Annotated in this window: 16 protein-coding genes and 2 pseudogenes; 5 read left to right on the top strand and 13 right to left on the bottom strand. The window is 67.7% G+C overall.

Translation table 11 applies throughout. The features are described from left to right. Positions 1-315: 315 nt before the first annotated feature. Together AC07AG_RS07215 and AC07AG_RS07210 are read right to left on the bottom strand one after the other, a co-directional pair. Positions 316-1,503 (bottom strand): hypothetical protein, encoded by a 1,188-nt coding sequence (locus AC07AG_RS07215; protein WP_478752746.1) that lies wholly within the window; start codon positions 1,501-1,503, stop codon positions 316-318. A 131-nt stretch (positions 1,504-1,634) separates the two neighbouring features. Next, positions 1,635-1,781: pseudogene (locus AC07AG_RS07210) on the bottom strand (IS5/IS1182 family transposase); the annotation flags it as partial. Between the two features lie 260 nt (positions 1,782-2,041). Here AC07AG_RS07210 and AC07AG_RS07205 point away from each other — a divergent pair. The 3 genes from AC07AG_RS07205 (at position 2,042) to AC07AG_RS07195 (ending at position 4,604) form a co-directional block, all read left to right on the top strand. Then, positions 2,042-2,689, top strand: coding sequence for a hypothetical protein (locus AC07AG_RS07205; protein ID WP_478752744.1), 648 nt, complete (start codon positions 2,042-2,044; stop codon positions 2,687-2,689). 23 nt (positions 2,690-2,712) lie between these two features. Next, on the top strand, positions 2,713-3,363 hold the full coding sequence (locus AC07AG_RS07200; RefSeq protein WP_478752742.1) for a hypothetical protein: 651 nt from the start codon (positions 2,713-2,715) through the stop codon (positions 3,361-3,363). A 131-nt stretch (positions 3,364-3,494) separates the two neighbouring features. Then, a complete protein-coding gene (locus AC07AG_RS07195; protein WP_478752740.1) occupies positions 3,495-4,604 on the top strand; it encodes a hypothetical protein in 1,110 nt (369 codons plus the stop codon). Between the two features lie 328 nt (positions 4,605-4,932). Here the strand turns inward: AC07AG_RS07195 and AC07AG_RS07190 are convergent, their stop codons facing one another. The 5 genes from AC07AG_RS07190 to AC07AG_RS07170 all read right to left on the bottom strand — a co-directional run bounded on the left by AC07AG_RS07190 (position 4,933) and on the right by AC07AG_RS07170 (position 13,267). Beyond that, entirely contained in the window at positions 4,933-9,243 is a 4,311-nt protein-coding gene (locus AC07AG_RS07190) for a NaeI family type II restriction endonuclease (protein WP_478752738.1), read from the bottom strand. 16 nt (positions 9,244-9,259) lie between these two features. After that, the gene (locus AC07AG_RS07185) at positions 9,260-10,285 is read right to left on the bottom strand and encodes an AAA family ATPase (protein ID WP_478752736.1); all 1,026 of its coding nucleotides are present in this window, start codon (positions 10,283-10,285) and stop codon (positions 9,260-9,262) included. Then, entirely contained in the window at positions 10,282-12,444 is a 2,163-nt protein-coding gene (locus tag AC07AG_RS07180) for a VMAP-C domain-containing protein (RefSeq protein WP_478752734.1), read from the bottom strand. The genes AC07AG_RS07185 and AC07AG_RS07180 overlap by 4 nt, the downstream gene beginning before the upstream one ends. Before the next feature lies 1 nt (position 12,445). After that, on the bottom strand, positions 12,446-12,751 hold the full coding sequence (locus AC07AG_RS07175; protein ID WP_478752732.1) for a trypco2 family protein: 306 nt from the start codon (positions 12,749-12,751) through the stop codon (positions 12,446-12,448). Positions 12,752-13,045: 294 nt separating this feature from the next. Beyond that, complete coding sequence (locus AC07AG_RS07170) at positions 13,046-13,267, bottom strand: pirin-like C-terminal cupin domain-containing protein (protein WP_478752730.1); 222 nt, start codon at positions 13,265-13,267, stop codon at positions 13,046-13,048. 485 nt (positions 13,268-13,752) lie between these two features. Between AC07AG_RS07170 and AC07AG_RS07165 the strand changes: the two are divergent. Next, positions 13,753-13,938: pseudogene (locus AC07AG_RS07165) on the top strand (CorA family divalent cation transporter); the annotation flags it as partial. Here AC07AG_RS07165 and AC07AG_RS07160 read toward each other — a convergent pair. Then, complete coding sequence (locus AC07AG_RS07160; protein WP_478752728.1) at positions 13,916-15,112, bottom strand: epoxide hydrolase family protein; 1,197 nt, start codon at positions 15,110-15,112, stop codon at positions 13,916-13,918. The pseudogene AC07AG_RS07165 and the gene AC07AG_RS07160 overlap by 23 nt on opposite strands. A gap of 103 nt (positions 15,113-15,215) precedes the next feature. Between AC07AG_RS07160 and AC07AG_RS07155 the strand changes: the two genes are divergently transcribed. After that, positions 15,216-15,791: a CGNR zinc finger domain-containing protein gene (locus AC07AG_RS07155; RefSeq protein ID WP_478752726.1), complete on the top strand. Its 576-nt coding sequence runs from the start codon at positions 15,216-15,218 to the stop codon at positions 15,789-15,791. Positions 15,792-15,830: 39 nt separating this feature from the next. Here the strand turns inward: AC07AG_RS07155 and AC07AG_RS07150 are convergent, their stop codons facing one another. From AC07AG_RS07150 to AC07AG_RS07130, 5 genes are all read right to left on the bottom strand, one after another. Beyond that, a complete protein-coding gene (locus AC07AG_RS07150) occupies positions 15,831-17,039 on the bottom strand; it encodes an LCP family protein (RefSeq protein ID WP_478752724.1) in 1,209 nt (402 codons plus the stop codon). Next, positions 17,036-19,201, bottom strand: coding sequence for a bifunctional polysaccharide deacetylase/glycosyltransferase family 2 protein (locus tag AC07AG_RS07145; RefSeq protein WP_478752722.1), 2,166 nt, complete (start codon positions 19,199-19,201; stop codon positions 17,036-17,038). The genes AC07AG_RS07150 and AC07AG_RS07145 overlap by 4 nt, the downstream gene beginning before the upstream one ends. Continuing rightward, complete coding sequence (locus AC07AG_RS07140) at positions 19,198-19,791, bottom strand: hypothetical protein (RefSeq protein ID WP_478752720.1); 594 nt, start codon at positions 19,789-19,791, stop codon at positions 19,198-19,200. The genes AC07AG_RS07145 and AC07AG_RS07140 overlap by 4 nt, the downstream gene beginning before the upstream one ends. A gap of 299 nt (positions 19,792-20,090) precedes the next feature. After that, entirely contained in the window at positions 20,091-21,128 is a 1,038-nt protein-coding gene (locus AC07AG_RS07135) for a mechanosensitive ion channel family protein (protein WP_478752718.1), read from the bottom strand. Between the two features lie 209 nt (positions 21,129-21,337). Continuing rightward, positions 21,338-22,216, bottom strand: coding sequence for a heparin lyase I family protein (locus AC07AG_RS07130; RefSeq protein ID WP_478752716.1), 879 nt, complete (start codon positions 22,214-22,216; stop codon positions 21,338-21,340). Position 22,217 lies beyond the last annotated feature (1 nt).

The raw sequence follows: 22,217 nt of genomic DNA, 5'->3' as shown, positions 1-22,217 counted from the left end.
ATCTCCCAGAGGACCCCACGGAGGTGACCAAGCCACCATGACCGCAGCCGGTGTTCCCTAGCCTCCCAGCGTGAACCTGACTGCTAGGCAGTCGGCCCGGTCACCACCTGGGCCGGCGGCATCTGCAAACTCGCGCCAGCAATCGTTGCCAACCCGCTCCTCTCCAGGTCAGGACCTTTCAGGTCTGCTCCGGACGCCCAGACGAACATTTGGAAAGCGTGTTGCGGGCACCTCTTACGAGCTCGAATCTCGTATCCTCCGCACGTGCCCCAGCAGGGCAGATGAGGCCCGGTAGTTGGTGCTGCCGCTGAACAGTCATCCGGCGTTGCTCGGGTGACGTTGGGGGAAGGCGTCGCCGACCGGCCAGTGCTTGGGCAGGCCGAGGGCGGTGTAGATGGGGTAGGTCGGTGGCTGGTATTCGACGTGGGCATCGACCACCTGTGCCGTTGCCCAGACAGGGAGGGCGGGGGCCGAGAGCGAGCTGGGGTCGGGACTTTGCCAAAGGACAGGCGTGTTCTTCGTCCAGGTCCAGGGCGCTGGGTTGTTGACGGTGAGTACGCCGCTGACCTGACTGTGAGCGTGGTCGTAGGTAGCAGTCCAGTAGCCGTCGGGCTGGCGGCCGTAGGTCCGCGTGCTGTTGTGGACGTACTCGACCGAGGTCCCATACAGCGCGGTCTCTACGTCTTCATCTTCGGGGAACAAGGCCGCACGGCCAACCGCCACGATGAATGGCAGCGCTAGATCGCCGTACTTCCCTCCTTTCTTCTTGACCGCGTCGAGCACTTGATCTGACTCGTCGCCGAACCAGGACATCGCGGGGTGGATGCCGATTGTCCTGCTTGTTGGATCGCCTCGCTTGCCGGGGCTGCGGGGGATTGCCTCGAACGAGAGGCGCCAGCCTGCCTCCTGCCAGGTGTGCTTGGGCAATGGCACTTTGCGCTCGTACTCGGCGATGACTTGATCGGGGTGCAGGCTGGCGAGCCACTGCGTCAGCTCAGTCTTCAGCCGCCTCTGCCGCGGCGTCATCGGCCCCGTCTGTTCAAGCGTGTACGAGACGAAAAAGTTGGGGCTCGGCACGCTGTCGATGGCATCGGCCAGGTCAGGTGGGAGCAGCCGGTTGGGTCCGGTTTCCTCCAGGCGCTGGGTCGTCCAGATCGCCTCGACGACGAATTGTTCACTCTCGCGGGAGACCAGGAAGTCTGGGTTCTTGCCGCGCGTCCCTATTCCAGGCTCGATCGCCACGGTGTAACCGGAGCCAATCAGCATCTCGTGCAGGTACAACTCCCACAGCGCGGAGTAGACGTTCGTGTCGAAGTTCCGGTCCAGCAGCCGGCTGCGCAAACCGGGCTGCGCATGGTCCGGGAGGTGTGACCACCACTCGTTGATCGTGTCCCGAACCTGATCCCAGAACGGACCGGCGATTCTCCCCAAGAACTCGGATGTCGGCTCCGCAGCTCGCTTCGGCGACGCATCCGTCCGATTCTGGCTCGCGTATACGGTCATGACCAACGATCGTAAATCGCCCCACCAATAACTCCCATACGTTTTCCGCGCCAGGGTGGGTCGCGGGGCCTCAGGTGCGACGGCTCTCCCGCCCACGTCAGCACCGCCCGCGCAGCCTGGGAGAAATCAGCTAGGTGGGCCAGGACGAGCAGGGCCTGCCGACCGCAGGTCAAGCGACGCCAGCGCGAACCGATCCGACGACGGTGACCTGCGAGAAGACCGGAAAGATGCCGCAGAGTGCGGCTGGACAGATCGATGCCGGACGGGTAGACAAGCACGCGAAAGCTCCTGGCGGACTGGTGATCTTGCTCGTGAACCCGTCTACCAGGAGCTTTCTTCATGCGCCCGCCGCCGGGGCTGCCAGCCCAACCACCCGTCAGGTTGGAAAGGCTCACTGCCCAAGATCCACTTTCGATACACGGCCTAGCAGGCCGCGCCAGCTCGGTGGACCTCGGCAATCCACTGGCGCGAGGGCGCTATCGGGTCATATCCTGATCCGTTCTTCGATGATCAACTACCACACGGAGGCTGCGAGTTGATGGACGTAGCGAGGATGATGGCTCAGCTTGATGAGCTTATTGCTGAGTACCGGGAAATGATCAGCACCCGTACCGAAGGAGTACTGGCCTCTGATCGAGCCAAGCTCCTTGTGAGCCGTCTCGAATCCGCTATCGATCGCTTGGCACCTCCTGGTAGTAGCTACGTAAGGCAGCTAGATGTCTATCGGGAACAAAAGCGAACCTCGCTGAAGATTCGCGAGGTCTTTAGTATTGCTCTTGGCCTCCATCACGATCTGGCATCCGGATGGGTGGAGACAGTTGTTGAGATGGTGCACGCTGACACCCATAGCGATTACCTGGATATGGCAGAGACGTTGTTGCAATCGGGGTACAAGGACGCTGCGGCTGTCATCACAGGTACGTCATTGGAAGTTCATGTGCGAACGCTCTGTGTTAGATATGGCGAAGACACCGAACTGGCCAGTGGTGCACCGAAGAAGGCCGACATCATGAACGCCGACCTGAAGAAGGCTGACGTCTATGACGGACTACGGCAAAAGCAGATTACGGCCTGGATGGACCTGCGCAACAAGGCGGCTCACGGTGACTACCAAAGCTATGACGAACACCAGGTACGTATGTTCATTGATGGCGTGCGGGACTTCATGCTGAAGTACTCGGCATAGCGCGCAGACAAGGGGACTAGACGATGGCCAACATCGACAAGGTAATCGAGCAGCTCAACTTTCTGATCAAGGCTTCCGAAAACTACGCACGGAACGATAACTGGTCTCTCCTGCATGACGGGGCAGACGACCCCGTTGTTCTCAGCAACCGGATCGAAGCCGCAATCGAGCGAGCTACGCGACCGACCTCTATGTATATGAAGCAGCTTGACACTGCCCGCCGTAGAGTACAGCCTTATCGACTCAGAGAAGTGCGCATCGTCGCATTGGGACTACGTGACGATTTGGTCGCCGGGTGGGTTGAATCGATCGTCGAGCTGGTGCACGCCGATACCTACCGCGATTACTTGGAAATGGCGGAAGGGCTGCTTGCCAAGGGATACAAGGACGCCGCGGCCGTCATCACGGGAACGTCCCTCGAAGTTCATGTGCGCGCTCTGTGCGGGAAGAACAATGTGACGACGGCAGTGGCAGGCAAGCCAAAGAAGGCCGACACTATGAACGCCGACCTCAAGAAGGCTGGAGTGTACGACGGCTTGCAGCAGAAGGAAGTTACCGCCTGGATGGACCTTCGGAACAAGGCAGCCCACGGGGACTACGCAGACTACGACCGCGATCAGGTACGTCGGCTCATCGGTGGAGTAGAAGCCTTCATGAGGAAGTACCCAGCGTAGGCGAACCCAATAGGTCAGGGGTAGGTGTGAAGACTTCTCACTAGCAGCCACCCTCAGCGTACGGATGACTTGGGCCATTGTGATGATGTCAGGTGCGCCGAGAATGATTCTGATCGAAAGAAGAGGGAATAGTGACAGTTCAAGATGATGTGGTGGCGCTCGGCATAAGAAGTGATGCTGCCTATGTCGGCCGGTTCAGTCGCGATTTGGGTGCATCGAGAGCCTCCGAACACAGCGGTACCATCATGTTCTGTTTGGCACCGTACCTGTCACTATTTGTACATGAGTCGTATAGCAAGCTCAAGCGCATTGATCCCGCCTTGCCCGCCCTGTTGTCGGCTGACGCCGAAGCAATCGTGGCGCGTTCCCGCCACAGTTTGAAGCTTTTCGAGGACAACCGGCGCGGCATTGAAGGGCAGCTTGCGTACTTCCGTGACGAGATCTCGCCTGCACACGCGGATAGGTTTCTGAACAACACGTGGCTTAAGGCCGCCCGCTTTCTAGAGACAGACTTGGGTCTCTATAGCTACGACGGAAGGATTATCTCGACAACGCATGCCGCCACGTTCCATCTGGGATTTGATCCTGTCGCACTACTGGAGAAGGGGTCGGGTCCGAATCTGCAATCCGTCTACGAAGAGTACGGCCGTTACTTCCGCGGGCTGGGCGCGAGGACCGATTCAGGCGCGAAGACCTTTGTGAGTCATCTCGATCCGATGCGCTTTGATCAGCGGGACAACGACGTTCGATCGACTAAATACTACGGTCAGGTATTCAATGGCAAGGGCACGCTAGACATCAACCGGCTACTGATGGTGTTCCGGGGTTTGATGAATTTCGTCGACTCGATGGTCGGGCTGAGCGCAGATGCGAATGAGGTCGAGTACACCGTATTCAAGATACGCTTTCTTACCCTGTATCAGGTTCTTGGCAGCTTGCAGATGCTTCATGACGAACGACCCGGTGACCTCACCACGCAGTCCACGAGGCTTATCGAGAAGATCACGGGCACGTGGGCGGCAAGCCTGATTATGGATCGCTCAGCAAAGCCGTTCCGCAACACCCTGATGCACTACAACCTAGACTCTCGCGTCGACCTGGCGAGAGTGGATGCAACTCAGCCACTCTTTGGACTCGTGCCGATCTATTTTCCGTCGCACGACGCTGCATCGTTCGTCGAGGCCGTTGACAGTTGTATCGAGGAAACTGCCTCGGTCATAGAGGAGTGGGCTACTGCCTGAGCAGTGAGCGCGGAGTTGGTTCGGCGGGCACGGGAACTCGACCGTCTGCACATAGAACAGCCGTGCGGCCACTGATCGCGGGGTGCTTGGCTTGCGCAGCTTGTTCAGGCGGACCTGGCAGGCGTGGCCGGCGCAGGGTTGGGCGGCTCGATCTATGCGGCCGTCTCCGGCTTCCCGCTCCTGATGTCGCGCAGCGCGTCTGACTGTGTCTCATTGCGCAGGCCGCTCGCCGTCAGCAGAAAGCTCATCGGGCGAGCCAAGCGCGGCTGATGGGCGCCGCGCAAAGAATTCGGGCTCCGCCGTGCGACCGGCACGAACTGCGCGCCGACTATCGCGAGGGCAACGCCGGGGCGGGGTGCTCAGGGTCTTCCGGAGAGGCCAGGGACCACTGACGGCCGTCCACCTCCGCAACAGGCTTGCCCGACGCGGACACGGCTGGGACAACTCGGGCGCTGACGAACTCGCCTTCTCCTGGGACGGGGAGACCGAGCTGGTCGGCGATGCGCCGGTGCGCGCTGTAGTCGCCCAGGATGATGATTCCTGAGCCGCTGAGCGCCGTGCGGGATCCACCGTTTCCGCGGATCCTCTTCATGTAGTCCCTCTGCTGAGCCACCGTGCGGACCGCCGTACGCCCGATTCGGCGCCCTTGGACACGCCGGAAGAGTTCGTTGAGCCGGAGCTGGCCCGAACTGCTTCTGAAGACCGCCTCGCGGTCGGTGTCGGACATGTGTAGCAGGACGTTCTCCGCAAGCTCGGCGTCCCGCCAGAGCCAGACGATCTTGTCGCGGTGCTCGGCAGCCAGCGTGGCCTTCATGTCCCGGTTGCGCCCCGCGGTGAGCCACTCCTGCCTGACGCGCAGCAAACCGACGCTCCACCGGCTCTGGTGGTCGTCGGCCCAGACCAGCAGACAGACGTGGTCCAGCATCTCAGGAGCGAACATCCAGCTGCCGAGTCTGTGGCTGTAACGGATGTCCACATCGACACCGGCGACACGGAAGTCCGTCGCTCGGCCGTCCCCGAAGACGAACGCGCGCTGGAACGCGATGGTCACCGAAGTGCCGAGGCTCCCCTTCTCCGCCTTGGTCAGCTGCTCCACGTCGTATCGACCCGTCACCTCACCGGCCAGGACTGCGTCGATGACATCCCGCAGGACGCGCCCGGCACGCGTACCACCCGGGTCCGCATCGCGCACCGCCTCGTAGACCGCGATCAGCTCCGCATCGTCCGTGCCCGCGCTCGTGAGCCGCTTCATCACCTCGACCGCAGTGGTCGACCGGCCCACGGGCTCGACGGTCATGAGTTCCGTGACCAGCGCCGCGAACTCGGGAGGAAAGCCGGGGGGCAGTTTCGGTGGAGGGTGCGGGGGGCGGTGGTCTCCTGCTTCACGTGGGGTGAGCGCGGTCATGTCGGGCGAGGCGCCCGTGGCCATCGCGTAGAGCAGACAACCCAATGCGTACAGGTCACTGCGGTGGTCGAAGGCGACGCCCGTGGATTCCGTTAGACCACGGATGCCCGAACCGGGATCTGTCAGCAGCACCCGGCCGTCAGGGCGCACCACCAAGGCCGCGGTGCTGATGTCCAGGTGTAGCAGCCCGTGACGGTGGTATTCGGCGAGGATCCGCGCGGTCTGGCGACCGATGTCCTTGATTCTCTCCAACGGGAGGGCGCTGGAAGACCCATCCAGCAGGTTGTGCAGTTCTTCGCCGTCGACGGCATCCGTCACAAGGTACGGACGATGATCGTGCAGTCCGTAATCGCTGACACGCACCAACCCCTCCGCGTCCAGTACGGCCAGCTGCCTCGCGTCGGCAAGGAAGTTCCTTTGTGAAGACGCCTCGCCGTCCCGTGGCCCGGTGAAGATTTTGAGAGTGACATCACTGTCCCGCAGTTCGTCCGTTGCCCGCCACGTCATCGAGATCGCTGCGACGCGGTGCAGCCGCACCAACCGGTAACGTCCCCCGACCAGCGCTCCTTCCCTCTCGGACTCGGAAGAAGCGGTTGGGTCGGCCGGCCCACGGTTTGCCCTCCGTGCGGTTTCCTCGGAGTCCAGGGCCGCGCGTTCGGGCGCCGCAAGCGCGAACGCCTCGGCCAGTTCAGTGGCGGAGGGTCTGAGGGCGGAGTCCCGCTCCAGACACCGCCGAAGCGTTCGCAGGAGCACCGGGCCACCGATTCCGGGGCCGGCCAGGAAACCTTGTTCCGGGTGGTCGGTCCTCGGGCCGCCCCACCGCCCCGAGAGGAAGGCCAGCAGCAGCGCCCCGACGGCGTACATGTCGCTTTGCGGCGTGAGCGAACGCCCGTCGTCGTCCGCCGTCAGATAGGTGTCGCTGAGGGGCAGCACGCCGCGGTGAGCGCTGTCGACGCCGTCGACCGTCGCTGTGGCCCAGCCGACCAGCCGTACGTCGCGGTCGGTCACGAGTACGGCCCGAGGGGAGAGCGAGCCGTGCACGAGCCCCCGGGAGTGCGCGAGGGCGACGGCCTCCGCCAGGCCGAGGCCGATGCGTAGGAAGAGTTCTTCCGGGACGATCCCTCCGTGTTCTGCGAGCAAGACGCGCAGATTGGGTGCGGGCGGTGAGGACGGATCGCCTGCGCTGCGGTGAACGCAGCTCGCGGCGACCCATGGCAGCTCTTCCCCGGTAGGCGCCGCCGCGCCGAGGAGGGCGGGGGCGTGCGTGCCCCGCATGCGCGACAGACACCCGGCTTCCGTCCGGACAAGATCCCGCGCGGTTTCCGGCTCGCGGGCGTACAGACTGATCGGTGCGCGGACCATGGAGACCGTGCCGTCCTCGGCCTCGGCCAGATACATCGTCAGGTGGGACCAGCCGTTCGCACTTCGCGCACGAAGCCGGAACCGGCCGAGCCGCGCCGGATCCTCCGGGAGCAGCGCCACCCAGCCTGGGGGCAGGAACGGGTCGCGCGTGTCGTTGTACGCCTCTTCGCCTTCAGCGAGCAGAGCACTCGGAGCGCGCTGCACACGCAGCACCGGTGCCAACTTCGCCACCGGCACGGCATCAGCGGGGAACGGGATACCGAGCCGCGTGAGCACCTGCTCCCGTAGCCAGCCGAAGGAGCGTGCGGGTTTCTCGATGACAGCCGCGCCGTCCGGGTGGCCGACCCATGCCGGGAAGACCGGAGCGCGGCCGACCGCGGTCTCAATGCGTTGCGTCACTACCTCGGCGGTGTGCAGCAGTTCCCTCGGGGAGACGGCGCTGAGGAGGACGCGCCGGGCGTCGTCCGTGAAGTCGTAACGCCGGTGATGCGGCAGCCGTTCCGTTCCGCCGGTTCCATCCGTCCCGTCCGCTGGATCAGTTCCGTCGGCGCCGGATTCGTGCATCAAACCCCCGAGGAACACTTCCACGAGGTGACCGAGGTCCGTCGGCGGTCCGAGGGCCGCTTGCACCAAGCGCATGACCGGCGGCGTGACCGGGGTGACGGCTGCTATGTGAGCCGCGAGCCGGTACGCCTCGGCGGACGCGGCATCTTTGAAGCGGAGTACTGCTGCGGCAGCGTCGTCCGGGGCGTGGTTCGGGTCGTCGTCCACGATCCTGCCGGAACCGGGCCGGGCCTCGTCCCACAGCGGGAGGAGCGCGGTGCCGCCCGGTGAGGCGACGAGCCCGGCCCAGTCGGCCACGGCCGCGGGGGTCGGCGTGAGGACGGGGACGGGCACGGAGTCGTAGCGGACAAGGTCCGGCGGCAGGTCCGGGTCGGTCACGTGCCAGGCGTGCGTGGGGCCGCCGCGGCGCTGGGTGGTCACCTGCCAGCGTCGCGCGCCGATGCCGGTGCTCGCCCAGAGCCTGGACGGCAGTGTCTGGACGATCGCCGTGGGACCACGGCGTCCCCAACAATTCATCACCTGGCGCATGCCGCCGTCCCGCCACGCCTCACCCACGCCGTCGCTGACGACGAGGACGAGGGTGTTGCCGCTCGGGTCGCACAGGGCTTCCGGCGTCAGAGGCCGGCCGCGGTGGCGGTACGGGCTGGTGCGAAGCGACGGAGTGACGCTGCGCGCGTCGAGTCCGTACACGCGCACGTCACGGAAGGCCCCGGCCCGTTCCATCAGGGTCCGGACGTCGGCGGCGAGCCGCTGCCACAGGACCATGGAGACGCCGTCGTCGACCACGAGGGCCAGGGACAGCCAGCGGCCGCGCACCGCACGGGTGACGGTCTCGGGCACACCTGTCTCGGCGATGGTGGCAATGGTCCGCGGGACGTCGAGTTCCTGTCGGCGTCGGTCCGGGAAGCGCTGCCGCAGCGGCCGCAGAGACCTGCCTAGCCCGACCTGACCGGCGCCGAGGGCGCTGCTGTCCGGAACCCGGAGAGCAACCGCCGGCGAGAGGCTCGCGGGCCCCTGTGCGTCGTCGTGGCCGGGTCGCCCCGAGGCCAGGAGTGGGCGCGCGGACTGCTCTTCCGCGGACTCCGCCTCCGCACTGTCCGGCTCCGACGTGGGATCCGCGGTCCCGCCCGATGGCACCGCCAGCCCATCGTGGTGCGGCTCGTCGTGCCGCTCCGAAGAGGCGGCGGCCACGTCAGCGGAGCGCGCCAGGGGTTCGGAGCCTCGGGGCAGCTTTCCGGCGAGCCAGAGGGCGTCGAGGAGTTCCTCGTGGGAGAGGTCCGCGCCGCTCTCCGCCAGAAGCTTCGTCACGCGCGAGATCACGGCGTCACATGCCTCCGCCGAGCCGGTGCAGCACGCCTTGGAGGAGGGAGCTCGCGTCGAGGTTCACGCCGCCCTTGCGTAGAAATACAGCGTTGAGCAGCTGATCGGTGGCCAGTTCCCCCTCGGCGCGGCGTGCGAGGAACTCCCGGAGCAGGTCGTCCATGTCGTCCAGGGCGTCGGGGCCGAGGTGCGCGGCGACAATCTCCCGGAGGCGCCGCTCGTCGGGCTCGGGGAGGTCGAGGCGGACGCAGCGCCGCAGGAAGGCAGGCGGGAACTCGCGTTCGCCGTTGCTGGTGATGACCACGACCGGGAACTCGGCGCAGCGGACGCGGCCCCGCGGGACCGGGGCGGTCTCGTCCAGATCGTCGGTCCGCACGTGCACCGGTGCCTGGCTCGCGGGCAGCCGGGCGAGTTCGGGGATGATGAACTCGCCCTCCTCGAAGACGGTCAGCAGGTCGTTGGGCAGGTCGACGTCGCCCTTGTCCAGCTCGTCGATGAGCAGAACGCGGGGGCGCTCCCTGGGCACGAGCGCGTTGCCCAGGGGGCCAAGGCGGATGTACTGGCCGATGTCCGGTTCCGTGCCGTCCGCGTCGCGGCCGTCGACGTCGCGCCGCAGGCTCGCCTCGCGCAGTCGGCCGACGGCGTCGTAGTGGTAGAGACCGTCCTGAAGAGTCGAGCGGCTGTTCACAGGCCAGTGCAGGACGCGGCCGAGCGTCATCTCGTGCGCGATGGCGTGGGCCAGCGAGGATTTGCCCGTGCCGGGCTGGCCGGTCACCAGGAGGGGACGGCGCAGGTGGAGCGCCGCGTTCACCACCTGCACCTCGTCGGGGCCGATGAGGTAGGGCCGCGGGAACGGGGCCCCGTCGCCGGTCGCCGTCTCCGTCCGGTCGAACCGGCGCCACGGGGGCGCGACGGGGAACGGCACCTCACGGCACTCGCCGTCACCGCGGAACAGCCACCACGCGTCGCCTTCACTGTGGGAAGACGAGAGCCGGGGGCCTGTACCGGCCAGGGGTTCTGGGGTGGTCATGACACGTACGATCCTCTCCGCGGGTCACTCAGTCGAAGCCGCTCGGTCCGCGGGAGACTGCCTTCCGGTTCCCATACGAGGGCGGGCCGTGCCCGCCGCTCCGTCGGGCGGGCCGCCGAACCGCTCCGGAAGTGCCGGACCCGCTCGGCGAGTCCGTCCAGATCGTCTGCGGGAGCAAGGGCCCCCAGTCTCTCTGCGTCCTCGTAGCCCTGGGAGTCCCGGTCCCACAGCACGACCGGGACTCCCAGGGCGAGGCACAGGATCGCCCAGGACCTGCGCTCGTGGGCGGGCCCGCGGAGGACCACCCGCGCGGTGTCCCGATGCTTGGTCGTCAGCAGATCCTGGAGCTGCAAGGCGTCGTCGACCGCCCGGCTTGTGTCGAGCACCGACGCGCGGCCATTCCTCCACCGGCGTGCCTGGTCGCCTTCGCGCGCCGCCATCAGGTCGTTGAGTTCCGGGCAGCTCAGAGACAGGCGGTAACGTCCTCCGATCGGCCACGGCAGAATGAGGCCATCGAGCGCCGCGGGCTCCCACTCGTCGACGGCCAGGCCGAGCCCCTCCCGGTCGACCACTACGGTCACCCACACCGCTTGGTCGTCCTGTCCCGGCTCCTGGGAGGCGGCGGACACCGCCGCTTCGAGGCAGATAGCAACCTCCTGCGGGGTTTTGGGACTCGCCTCCGCCTCCTTGAGCACGCGGTGCGAACCGTCGTGCCGGACGTGCAGGATTTGGACCCGGTACCTCTCCTCCCCCGCGGCGGGGTCGTGCGCCAGCTCCATCACGATCCGCGACACCGGCGATGGCGCGCGCTTGGCCCACTGGGCGGCGTCCGCACGTCGCTCGCGCAGAGCCCCCATGTCGACACCGAGCCGTTGGACGGTCTTCTCCGACCACGCACGCAGGTCGTCGCCAAGGCCGCCGCCCACGGCCGCCGCCGCGTACTCGACGACCCGCAGGAGAGCCGGTACCGGGAAGGCGCCGTCGGCGCCGCTCACCGTGTCGGACAGGTTTTCCAGGCTCTCGACCATTGCGCCGATGTCGTCCTCGACGAGCCGGGGGCGGGTGAGGATCTCCGGGAGAGCGGCGAACGGCAGCGCCTCCCTGGCCATTCGGGGCAGCAGCGCCGGCTGTTTCTCGCAGACACGCCCCAGCAGACCGGTCAAGGAGTCGTACTCGTGCAGGGAGAGCAGCGACGCGCTGTCGAACGCCGTGGCCCATGCGAACAGTCGAGTCAGGTCGGCCCTGGTCGCCGTTTGCGCGCCGGCCGCGACGGCTTCGCCGAGCGACGCGAGCGCCCGGGGATGCGCCATGAGCAGCGCCACGAGGTCGGCGACGGTGGGCTCATACCCCAGCGTCTCGTAACCCAGTTCGCGCGCTAGGGTCCGGGCGTGATCGACACGGACGTCAGGCCGCGGGAACAGCGGCGCCAGCCACGCCTCCAGTTCACGCCCGTCAGGCCGACGCTCGGCGGCGGGCGGGGCCTCGGGCGGGCGCGCACCAATCGCACTGAGCGCGGGAGCCCGGCCGGTGTGCTCCTCGACAAGGGTCACGAAGCCACTGTCCCCCGCGAAGGAGGCCACCGGCACGGCGATCAGCCGCCGGGCACCGTAGGCGTGCGGCTCCTGGGTCACGACACCGACGAGGTGACCGTCGCAGAAGACCGCCGCCCCCGAAGCCCCGCCCCAGGCGTTCCGGCCGTCGGTACGGGCGGTGGGGGCCGAGCCCTGATCGAGGACGTAGCGGTCCTTGCCCCCGGAGAGGACCGGCAGAACACCGCGCAAATGCTCCGGGGCCCGGGTCTCATCCTTGGCGGCCAAGGGGTAACCGAGGCCCTCGTACGGCAGCGGCACGCTGCCCGTCGGGCGACCCCAGCGGACGGAGCCGGGCGGATCGATCTCACCGTCGATCCGCAGGAGCGCGACGTCCAGTCCGCCCGAGTGGGTCCATACAACTTCCGCGAGCGCGCGCGTCGTCGCACCGTCGCGGTGGTGACCCACCCACACGGTGATGTCCGGCCACAGCTCCTCGGCCTCGCGGTCCTCCAGCACATGACGGGCGGTCAGCACGAGCTGGGGGGCGACCAGGTAGCCGGAGCCGACAGTGGCGCGCCTCTCACCGCCACGTCCGCTGCGGATAAACGCCAGTCTGCGGCGATCCACGTCACTCCTCGTCCAGCGACCCGAACTCGTCATCGCCGATCTGCGGGCGCGCACCGCCGCGGGCCCGGTCGTTGACCGACAGCTTCAACACCAGCTTGTGCGTACGGACGTTGGACTGCTCGCCCCCCGCGCCCACCGCGACCACCCCGAAGGCGAGCTTGCCGTCCGCCTTGGCGGTCTCGCGCAGTTCGAGCTGCAGCTCCAGCTGTGCCTCTTCGACACCGAAGCCGAACTGCTGATGCGCACCGAGCCGCTGCACCTCGTACAGCTCCTGCCGCAGTTCCTCAATGGCCGCGGCCAGCCCCATACCCGACATATTCGCCTCGCCCCCCCGGTTCACGCACCCCGGACTAACAGTAGGTCGCCGTACGGTACAACGCGTACGAGACACCGCACACTCCGGACAGGTGCGATGACCTGTGGAGTCTCGGCGAACGAGTCGCGCGTAAGGGGTTAGGCAGGCGGGGACACCCAAGCAGGTCAGTGACTGTTCCTGCGCGGCTTCAAGGGTACGTTCGGCAACTCTGGAGCGGGCAGCGGCACCCCCTCACCTCACCGAGCCTGTCCCCTTCCGTCCAATCACGACGCGCCCTTTACGATCTCATCCGCTGCGCCCGATGAAATGCCACCACATGACGATCTCCTCTCCGAACGGCGGCCCGCCCAGCAGGATCACGCGTGCCGTGGCATCGGTCTCGTTGGTGGGGGTGAGCGTGGCGTTGCCGGTGCGAGATAGCCCAGTTCGGCCCGCTCCAGCGACGTGCCCGACAGTGTGACCGTTCCCCTGGTCCGCGAGGCCCCCGTGTTCGAAGTCGCTCCGCATGTCGAGAGTGACGCTCGCGCGTGTCGAGAGTGACGCTCGCGCGCGGGGCAAGGAGGAGTTCGGCGCCGAGCAGGAGGGAAGCTGCGAACCGGGGAGGTCGCTGCGGCCAGGGAGCCGAGGAAGACCCGGATGTCGGCGCCGTTCGACGCGGACGAGCTCGGGAACGTACTGCTGGAAGTCGCGTGCGGTGTGGCGGTGCCGGCCGAGCAGGGCCACCCACCAATCCGCATAGTCGGCCGGCCGGTGCGGCGGATGCCCCGGCGCCACCGCAGGCTGCTCCGCAACGCGGACATATGGGCTCACCGCCTACGACAGCGAGCCGCCCTGGGGAGAATTTGGGGAGAAGCAACAGCCCTTGGGGAGGGCGTGGGGAGAATCGGCCGCGCAAATCTGTAGCGCATTGAAAGCACGAGAAAAGGGCATCGTCCCACGTCAGGCACGGAAAGTAGTCCATTGACGCAGGTCAGCGCGCTGAGGGCGACACCTTCAAGAAGATTTCGTCGTGGGCGGCGATCCTGTTTGCTCCCACATTGGTGGGGACGATCTACGGGATGAACTTCGAGACGATGCCCGAGCTGAAGTGGGCGGCGGGGTATCCCTTCGCGATCCTGCTGATGGCGGTGGTCTGCGTGAGCCTGTACTTCATCTTCAAGCGGAGGGATTGGCTGTAGGCACCGCGCGAGCGGCCAGCACTGCCGCGAGGCCCTCTTGCAGATCCTTGACGAAGTAGTCGCGAACCTCCAGCGACGGGAAGTGTCCCCCGCTTTCGGGCGACCTCCATCGGACGATGTTCCGGTACCGCTCCTGCGCCCAGGGCCGCGGGCACTTCTCGATGTCGCGGGGGTACATGGTCACTGCCGACGGGACATCGACCCGGAGTTCGGGGTCCAGGGAGTTGTGGCTCTCGTAGTAGATGCGGGCCGCCGATGCGCCGGTCCGCGTCAGCCAGTACAGGGTGACGTCGTCGAGAACCCGGTCCATGGAGATCGTCTCGAACGGGCTGTCCTCGGTGTCCGACCACTCGGCGAACTTGTCGAGGATCCAGGCGAGCAGCCCGACCGGTGAGTCGACGAGCGAGTAGCCGATGGTCTGCGGTCGGGTCGCCTGCTGCTTCGCGTACGCCGCGCGTCGGCTCCAGAAGTCGCGGGTCTCCTCGGTCCATTTGCGCTCGACCGCCGTCAGCCCGTCCGTCGTCAACCCGGGCGGCGCCTCCGCGAACAAGGTGTGGATGCCGAGAACATGCGCCGGGAACCTGCCGCCGAGAACCGTGGTGATATTGCCTCCCCAGTCGCCGCCGTGGGCTGCGAACTTGCCGTAGCCGAGCCGTCCCATCAGCTCCACCCATGCGGCCGCGATCTTTTCGGTTCCCCAGCCGGTGGTGGCCGGCTTGTCGCTGTAGCCGAAGCCCGGCAGCGACGGGACCACGACGTGGAACGCCGGCGCGTCCGCTTCCTTCGGATCCGCCAGCTCGTCGACGACATCGATGAACTCGGCAATGCTGCCCGGCCAGCCGTGCGTCAGGAGCAGAGGGGTGGCATCTGCGCGCGCGGATCGGCGGTGCAGGAAGTGGATTCCCAGACCATCAATGGTCGTGCGGAACTGGCCGATCCGGTTGAGGCGCTCTTCAAATGACCGCCAGTTGTACCCGGTTCGCCAGTAGTTCACGACATCGATGAGGTCGGCGAGAGGAACACCCTGGCCCCATCGACGAGGGCCGGCCGCGGCGCGATCGACCGTCTCGGCCTCCGGCAGCCGCGCCGCGGCCAGTCGCGCGCGCAGATCGTCGAGGTCGGCGTCAGTCGCGTGGGCTTCAAATGCTTGGACGTCGCTGGTCGGACGGGGCATGAGACCTCCTGGCCATCGCGGAACCGGCCGTGACCTTTCGTGAACCGGCTAAGACGGTTCTACTACTCCTTCATGCCGACGTGCAACCAGCTAAGGTGGTTCCATGCGTACTGGGTTCCCCGACTTCCGCCTCGGCAGCGTGCTGGCGACCAGCTTCACGGGGACCCTGTCGGAGCGGCATGGCGACGCCGTGGAGCGCATTCCTGTGCCGCAGCGACTCGTCGACTGGCTGGCGGTGAACGGCCTCGACGTGGACTCCTGCACCAGCGCCCAACTCGACCTCGCCCGGGAACTGAGAGAGGCGATTCACGCCGCCGCGACCGCGACCGCGACCCAGGACGCGCTCCCTGCGTCTGCCGTCCAAGTCATCAATGACCGCAGCGCTCAGGGCCGGGCCGCGGCCGTCCTGACGCCCGAGGGCGAGCGGCGATGGCAGCTCAGCTCGGCTTCGTGCGTGGAAGACGCCCTCGGCGTGATCGCCGCCGACGCGATCAGCGTCATCTCGGGCGAACGGGACGGAAAACTGGCCTTGTGCGCATCGCCGACCTGCCAAGCCGCCTTCTTCGACACCAGCCGAAGCCGCACCCGCAGATGGTGCGACATGAACACGTGCGGGAATCGGGAGAAGAAGGCGCGCTTCAACGCCAACCAGCGCAAGAGCACCGGATCAGCGGGGTGATCGTCACCTCCTCCCCCTCCTCAATCCGCCCCGGCCGCTCTACCGGCCCGTCTCCCCCGTCTCCGTAACCCGCCGATCGTGCCGCAAGTCGTCGAAGAGTCCGGCCGACCTCTTCGCGTCCCACTTCAGTACGTTGCCCTTCGACGTGGGGACGCCGATGCCGGACACCGGCACGTTGATCTGCTTGCCCTTGCCGCCCGCGACGCCCTGCACCGCGCGGAACATCCCGCTGAGATCGCGCAGGCTCATGTCCTTGTCGACGATGAGTGTGTCGAGCCCGGCCTGCATGGCGGGACCGATCTCCCGTGGGTCGAAGAGGGTGTCGGGGCGGGCGGCCTGGTGGGCGAGGGTCGACAGGAACTTCTGCTGGTTCTTGGAGCGGCCCAGGTCGCCCTCCCGCTCCTGGTGCCGCTGGCGGACGAAGGCGAGCGCCTGCTTGCCGTTCAGGGTGTGACAGCCCTTGCGCAGGTCCGCGCCCGACTTCTTGTCCTTGATGTCCCGGTCGAGGCACATCCGTACGCCGCCGATGGCGTCGACGATGTTCACGAACCCCGCGAAGCCGATCTCCGCATAGTGGTCGATGCGCAGCCCGGTGTTCTTCTCGACGGTGTGCACGAGCAGTTCGGGGCCGCCGTAGGCGAAGGCGGCGTTGAGTTTGTCCCCCTCGGGGCGCTTGGTCTTGCCCGTCAGTGTGTCCAGGCGGCCGGGCACGGTGACCCAGGAGTCGCGGGGCAGGCTGACCATGCTGGTTCCGTTGGCCCCGGTGTGCAGCAGCATCATCGAGTCGGTGCGCCGCCCGCCGCCCCCGCCGGCCCGCAGGTCCTTCACATCGCCCTGGGAGAGTCCGTCGCGGCTGTCCGAGCCCACGATCAGGTAGTTGGTGCCCTTGCCGGGCGGCGGGCGGTCCCCGTACGCGCCGAGGTCGACCTCTCGCTGCAGGCGTGTCTCGGCGTAGCCGTACGTACCGCCCGCCGCGACCATCACGGCGCCCAGCAGGACGAGCACCGTCCGCCGCAGCCTCCTGCGCTTCTTGGGCTGCCGGGCGTGGGCGCGCCGGGGTCCGTAGCGGGAGCTGGGGCGTTCGGCGAACCGGTCACGGGTGGCGGAGCCCGAGCCTTCCGGGGTCGCCACGTACGCTGCGCTCTGGTCGGCGTCCGGTTCCAGGCAGCCCTGGTCGGCGTACGCGTCCTGGACCGCGTCCGGCTCCGGGCGCCACAGCTCGCCCGTCACCCGCACCGGGTCTGTCATGGTCGGCTCCCTTGGTCACGTGCCGGGTCCAGCTCGCGCGGGCGCGGCAGCTCGTCGAGCGGGTCTCCCGAAGTCCCGCGGGGAGACCCGCCGGACACCTCTCCTGTCGGTGGTTCGAGCAGGTACGGGTCGGCGGTTCCGGTGCGCTTCATGCTGTGCCACTTCAGGCGGGTGCCGAGCAGCGCCGTGATCACCGAGTGGATGACCACCAAGTACATCAACTGCCGGTAGACGAACTGCTGGAGCGGAAGCACCCACAGCACGCGCAGCCGTTCGCGGTCGAGCCGCAGCGCGTACGCGGCGGTGACCAACTGGATGGCGAGGAACCCGAACCAGACGAGGGCGGCCTCCATCGGGTCTCGGAACAACGCCCCGAACAGGGCGAACATGTCCACGACCGGTGCGCACAGCGGCAGCACGATCTGGAACAGCGTGACGTAGAGCAGCACCCGACGGCCGAAGCGTCCGGCGGGACCGACCCCCACCACCGCCTGACGGTGCTTCCACATCGACTGGAGGGTGCCGTAGCACCAGCGGTAGCGCTGGCGCCACAACTGCCGCACGGTACTGGGCACTTCGGTCCATGCGACCGCGGACTCCTCGTACACGACGCGCCAGCCCGCCCGCCAGAGCGCCATCGTGAGGTCGGTGTCCTCGGCCAGGGTCTCGTCGCTCACGCCGCCGACGCCCATCAGCGCGTCCCTGCGGAAGGCGCCGATCGCCCCCGGCACCGTCGGCATGCACTCCAGGACCTCGAACATCCGCCGGTCGAGGTTGAATCCGAGTACGTACTCCAGGTGCTGCCATTTGCCGAGCAGGCGGCGCCGGTTGCCGACCTTGGTGTTGCCGCTGACCGCGCCGACCGCCGGGTGGGCCAGCGGCTGGATCAGCCGGGCGAGGGCCTCGGGTTCGAAGATGGTGTCCGCGTCGACCATCACGACGATGTCGTGACGGGCGTGCGCCAGACCGGTGTTGAGGGCGCTCGGCTTGCCGCCGTTGGGCTGGCGGATCACCGTCACCCGCGGGTCGTCGATGTCCTCGGCGATGTCGGCGGTGGCATCGGTCGAGCCGTCGTCGATGACGATGATCTGCAGATGCGGGTGGGTGGAGGCGAGCAGCGAGTACACGGTGGAGGCGATGCCGGCCTCTTCGTTGTACGCGGGCACCAGGACCGTCACCGGGTCCCGCACCTCGCGCAGCCGTGGCGCACCCGGCTGGTACCGGTGCAGCCTGCGCACGTGGAGCCGGGCGAACACCATGAACAGGAGCATCCGCAGGACGCCGAGCACGCCGGTGAGGGTCAGCGTCCACACCATCAGGGTGAGGAACGCGTGCCCGAGCCGCTGCGACCAGAGCAGGCCCTCGCCCTTGATCTCCTGGGCGACCGGGACCTTTTCGACGAAGGAGGGGCGTCCGAGGCCGCCGCTGACGGTGGTGAACGACTTCACGCGGCGGTCCCGCAGGAGCTCCTCCGCCTCGCGGAAGCCGAGATCGGTCTGGCTGTGCTGCGTCACCACGCCGCGCCACGGCTTGCGGTCCTTGTGGTCCGACGCAACCACCAGATACCCCTGTCCCGCCGCGCGCCGAGCGGCCGGCCACTGCGGTCCGCAGAGCGTGTCCGAGGCCGTGGTGTGCGGCAGCCGCAGCAGGGTGGTGCTGATGCCGGACGCGCCCGCGAGGGCGCTCTGGGTGAGGGACAGTTCGAGGCGCGCGCGCAGCGGAGATGCGACACCGAGGTCGCCGCCGCTGTAGGTGTACGAGCCGATCTCGTGGCCCTCGCGCAGCATCCGCCGCATCAGCTCCGGGTGCCGGGCCGCGTCCTTCCCGTAGACGAAGAACGTCGCGTGCGCGTGGTGTCTGCGCAACAGGTCGAGCAGGCGCGGCGTCCACTCCGGGTCGGGCCCGCCGTCGAAGGTGAGCGCGACGGTCCCCGGCGGCATGCCCGCGGTGGTGACCCCCTTCGGGCCGAACCGCAGCAGCGGCTTCCCGTCGTCCGCCTCGCGCGGGATCGGCCGCGTGCACGGCGGTTTGGTGCGCGCGGCGTCGACCTGGTGGGTCGTCCAGCCCTCGAAGAGGAGGGCGACGGCGACCACCAGGAGGACGAGGAGGAGGACGAACCAGTGTCCGCGCGGAGGGCGACGGACAGCGGTGCGCCGGGTCACTGCTTGAGGCCTCCGGCCGGCGGGGCGGCTCTGTCGGCTGCCGGGGGACGGTGGTCCTCACGGCCCGCGCCCTCGCCCGTGTCCGCGCCCGTTTCCGCGCCGGCGCCCGCGCCCGTGTCCGCGTCCCCGCGGGATGAGGCCGGTCCGTTCGTGCTCGGCGGCTGCGTGCCGACGGACTGCCAGAGGCCGCTGACCACCGTGCCGACGAACAGCAGATACCCGAGGCAGGCGCAGCCGACGGCCAGCGCCAGGCCTTGCAGCGACCGCCTGCGCCAGCCCGACTGGTCGATGAAGATGGGGGGTTGGGGGTCGACGGCCTGGGGAAGCCGCGCCACCGGGGGCACGCGGGGCGCCGCCGCCCGGTGCGGCATGCCCTGCGGCGTGCGGTGGGGCATGCGCTGCGGCATGTCCCGCTCCGTGTGCGGCGACGTGTACTGCGCCGCGTACTGCGACGTGTACTGCGACGTGTACTCCGCCGCGTACTGCGCAACGTACTGCGCCGTGTGCTGCTGCGCCCTGAGGGCGGAGGGTACGGACGACGACCATCGCCCGTCGTGGGGTGTGCTGGCTATGTGGGGGATGCCCTGCACTGGTGCTCCTGATCTGCGGCCGCGCACGCGCGACTCTTTGTGTGGGGGGTACGGACCCGGGGGTCCACTGCACTGCCCGCGCGACGTCAGGAGCCGCATCCCGGTATCCGGCGCGCACGGAGGTGCCGTACGCGCGCGTGCGGTGCGCCCTCCCCGGGTGGGGCCGGGAAGGCCACGTACGCACGGCCCTCTCAAGGGCCGGGAGGCCAGGAGTGACCCTCAGGCATCACGCGGCCCCCGACCCTACTAGGGAGGACGGTGCCGGGCACCCCCGGACAGGGGTGAGCTCGGACTCCCCGTCAGCGCGGTGCGGGAGTCGTCGCGTCGCCCTCGCTGCGGAGCCATACGGTGCGCTGCGGGTAGGGGATGTCGATGCCCGCGGCGTCGAGCGCCTCCTTGGCGCGGCGGCGCAGTTCGCGGGTCACGCTCCACTGCTGGAGGGGGACGGTCTTGACGGCCATGCGGACGACGACTCCGTCCGCGTCGAGGGACTGCACTCCCCAGACCGACGGGTCTTCGAGAAAGACTCCCTTGAACCGCGGGTCCTGGCGCATCTCGTGACCGGTCCGCTCCAGGACCCCGTACACGGTGTCGAGGTTGGATTCGTACGCGACGGAGATGTCCAGGACGGCGCGCGCCCATTCCTGGCTGTCGTTGCGGACGCGCAGGATCTCTCCGTTGCGGATGTGCCACAGACCGCCGTTGAGGTCGCGGATCTGGGTGAGCCGCAGGCCGACGTGCTCGACCTCGCCGACGGCCTCACCGAGGTCGACGGAGTCGCCGACGCCGTACTGGTCCTCAAGCATGATCAGCATTCCGGCCAGGTAGTCGGCCACGAGGCTCTGGGCGCCGAAGCCGATGGCGAGGCCGACCACACCCGCACTGGCGAGCAGCGGGCCGAGGGCTATGCCGACCTGATCGAGGATCATGGCCGTGGTGATGACCGCGATCACGATGGTGACGATGCTGCTGAGCACCGAACCGATGGTGCGGGCACGCTGCTGACGCCGTTCGTTCGCCCGCGCGCGGTCACGGTGCAGCACGGCGGGGCCGCGGCTGCTGCGCCGCGGCTCGTTCCCTCCCTCGGCCGATCCGCTCGATCCGGCTGATCCGGCCGACTCAGCCGAATCGGCCGGCTCCAGGATGCGCTGCACGACACGGGTGATGGCCTTCTTGGCGACCGCCCGGAAGATCATGGCCCCGATGACGATGATCGCGATGCGCAGCGGAATGCCGATCACGGTGCCGAGGTGGTCGGTCAGGAACTCCGGGGCCGCAAGCGTCGGCGGACGGCCGACGCCAAGGACCTGGGGCGTCGTGGGGTCGATGGTTGCCAAGGGTCGAGCACTCCGATTCGTCGGTCTGGGATCACGAAGGACCCCATGCGCCTTTCCCGGCAGCACGGACTCAACACGGGGCGGTGTGTGGATGACGTGATGACGGTGCGGAACGGAAGTGCAGGCGGGAGGTCTGCTCCCGCGCCCCCGCAGCGGCGGCTGTTGCGGGGGCGCGGGAAGCCGCGGCCCTGACCCGAGTGGGCGCTACGTCACGAGAGATCCTCGATGCGAATGTTGTCGTGATAGATGACGCGCGTCGGCACGTCGCCCTCCTCGATCGACTCGTCGGGGCGGTAGAGGCCCCACTTGACGTAGCCGAAGTCGGTCGCGTTCTTGGGGTGGAAGGTCTGCACGTTCTCGTACGTCTTGCGCGGGGTGAAGTCCGATTCGCCCGGCATCCGGGTGGAGATCTTGTAGTAGCCGGTCTTGTCGTCGGTCCAGCTCACGTCGACCCGGAAGGTCATCCACTTGCCGACGTGCGCACGGAAGTCATCGACCACGGTGGACTGCAGGTCTAGGGTCGGCGACCGGAAGGCGATGCTGTTCCGCTTCGTCATGAGGTAGAAGGACGGCAGGTTTCCGCCCGCGTGCTTCCCCTGGAAGATGATGTCGCCGCTGTCCGAGTCACCCGGTTCGTAGAGCTTCCAGTCCTTCAGGAGCACGCTGAACTCGTACCGGTGCTCGTCGCCCACGTGGATCTTCCCCGCGGGGACATCGTTCGTGGCGCTCTCGCTGCGCGGGGCTCCGTCGGAGACGTAGTCGGAGTCGCCGAGTGTCACCTTGTGCGCGATGGCGTGGTCGTCCCCGGACTTGACGGTGTACGACGCGTCCTTCGCCTTGGCGTGCGTCGTCGTCAGCTCGGGGATGCCGGAGTTCAGGCTGCCGTCCTTGTAGTCGACGTTCAGCAGGGACGACGCGCCCTTGGCCTCACTCTTCGCGGGCCGGGGCTTCTCCTCCTGCCCCGCCTGGGCGGTGGCCAGGCCAACGATCGTCAACGTCCCTGCAAGCCCCGCGGCGGCAGCGGTCCGCACCCTCGTCCGTGCCTTCCGCGTCGACCGGTGCGTCGTCCTGCGCTGCTCGTTCACCATG

Source organism: Streptomyces sp. NPDC044044 (genome assembly GCF_056434405.1).
The sequence above is the reverse complement of the archived record's forward strand: the minus strand, read 5'-3'. Positions and strand labels throughout refer to the sequence as shown.

What these genes read in the sequence shown, in the direction of transcription:
- AC07AG_RS07215 (WP_478752746.1), bottom strand. Translation starts at nt 1,503, where the DNA reads ATGACCGTATACGCGAGCCAGAATCGGACGGATGCGTCGCCGAAGCGA.
- AC07AG_RS07205 (WP_478752744.1), top strand. Translation starts at nt 2,042, where the DNA reads ATGGACGTAGCGAGGATGATGGCTCAGCTTGATGAGCTTATTGCTGAG.
- AC07AG_RS07200 (WP_478752742.1), top strand. Translation starts at nt 2,713, where the DNA reads ATGGCCAACATCGACAAGGTAATCGAGCAGCTCAACTTTCTGATCAAG.
- AC07AG_RS07185 (WP_478752736.1), bottom strand. Translation starts at nt 10,285, where the DNA reads ATGACCACCCCAGAACCCCTGGCCGGTACAGGCCCCCGGCTCTCGTCT.
- AC07AG_RS07175 (WP_478752732.1), bottom strand. Translation starts at nt 12,751, where the DNA reads ATGGGGCTGGCCGCGGCCATTGAGGAACTGCGGCAGGAGCTGTACGAG.
- AC07AG_RS07170 (WP_478752730.1), bottom strand. Translation starts at nt 13,267, where the DNA reads ATGCGGAGCGACTTCGAACACGGGGGCCTCGCGGACCAGGGGAACGGT.
- AC07AG_RS07160 (WP_478752728.1), bottom strand. Translation starts at nt 15,112, where the DNA reads ATGCCCCGTCCGACCAGCGACGTCCAAGCATTTGAAGCCCACGCGACT.
- AC07AG_RS07155 (WP_478752726.1), top strand. Translation starts at nt 15,216, where the DNA reads ATGCGTACTGGGTTCCCCGACTTCCGCCTCGGCAGCGTGCTGGCGACC.
- AC07AG_RS07150 (WP_478752724.1), bottom strand. Translation starts at nt 17,039, where the DNA reads ATGACAGACCCGGTGCGGGTGACGGGCGAGCTGTGGCGCCCGGAGCCG.
- AC07AG_RS07130 (WP_478752716.1), bottom strand. Translation starts at nt 22,216, where the DNA reads ATGGTGAACGAGCAGCGCAGGACGACGCACCGGTCGACGCGGAAGGCA.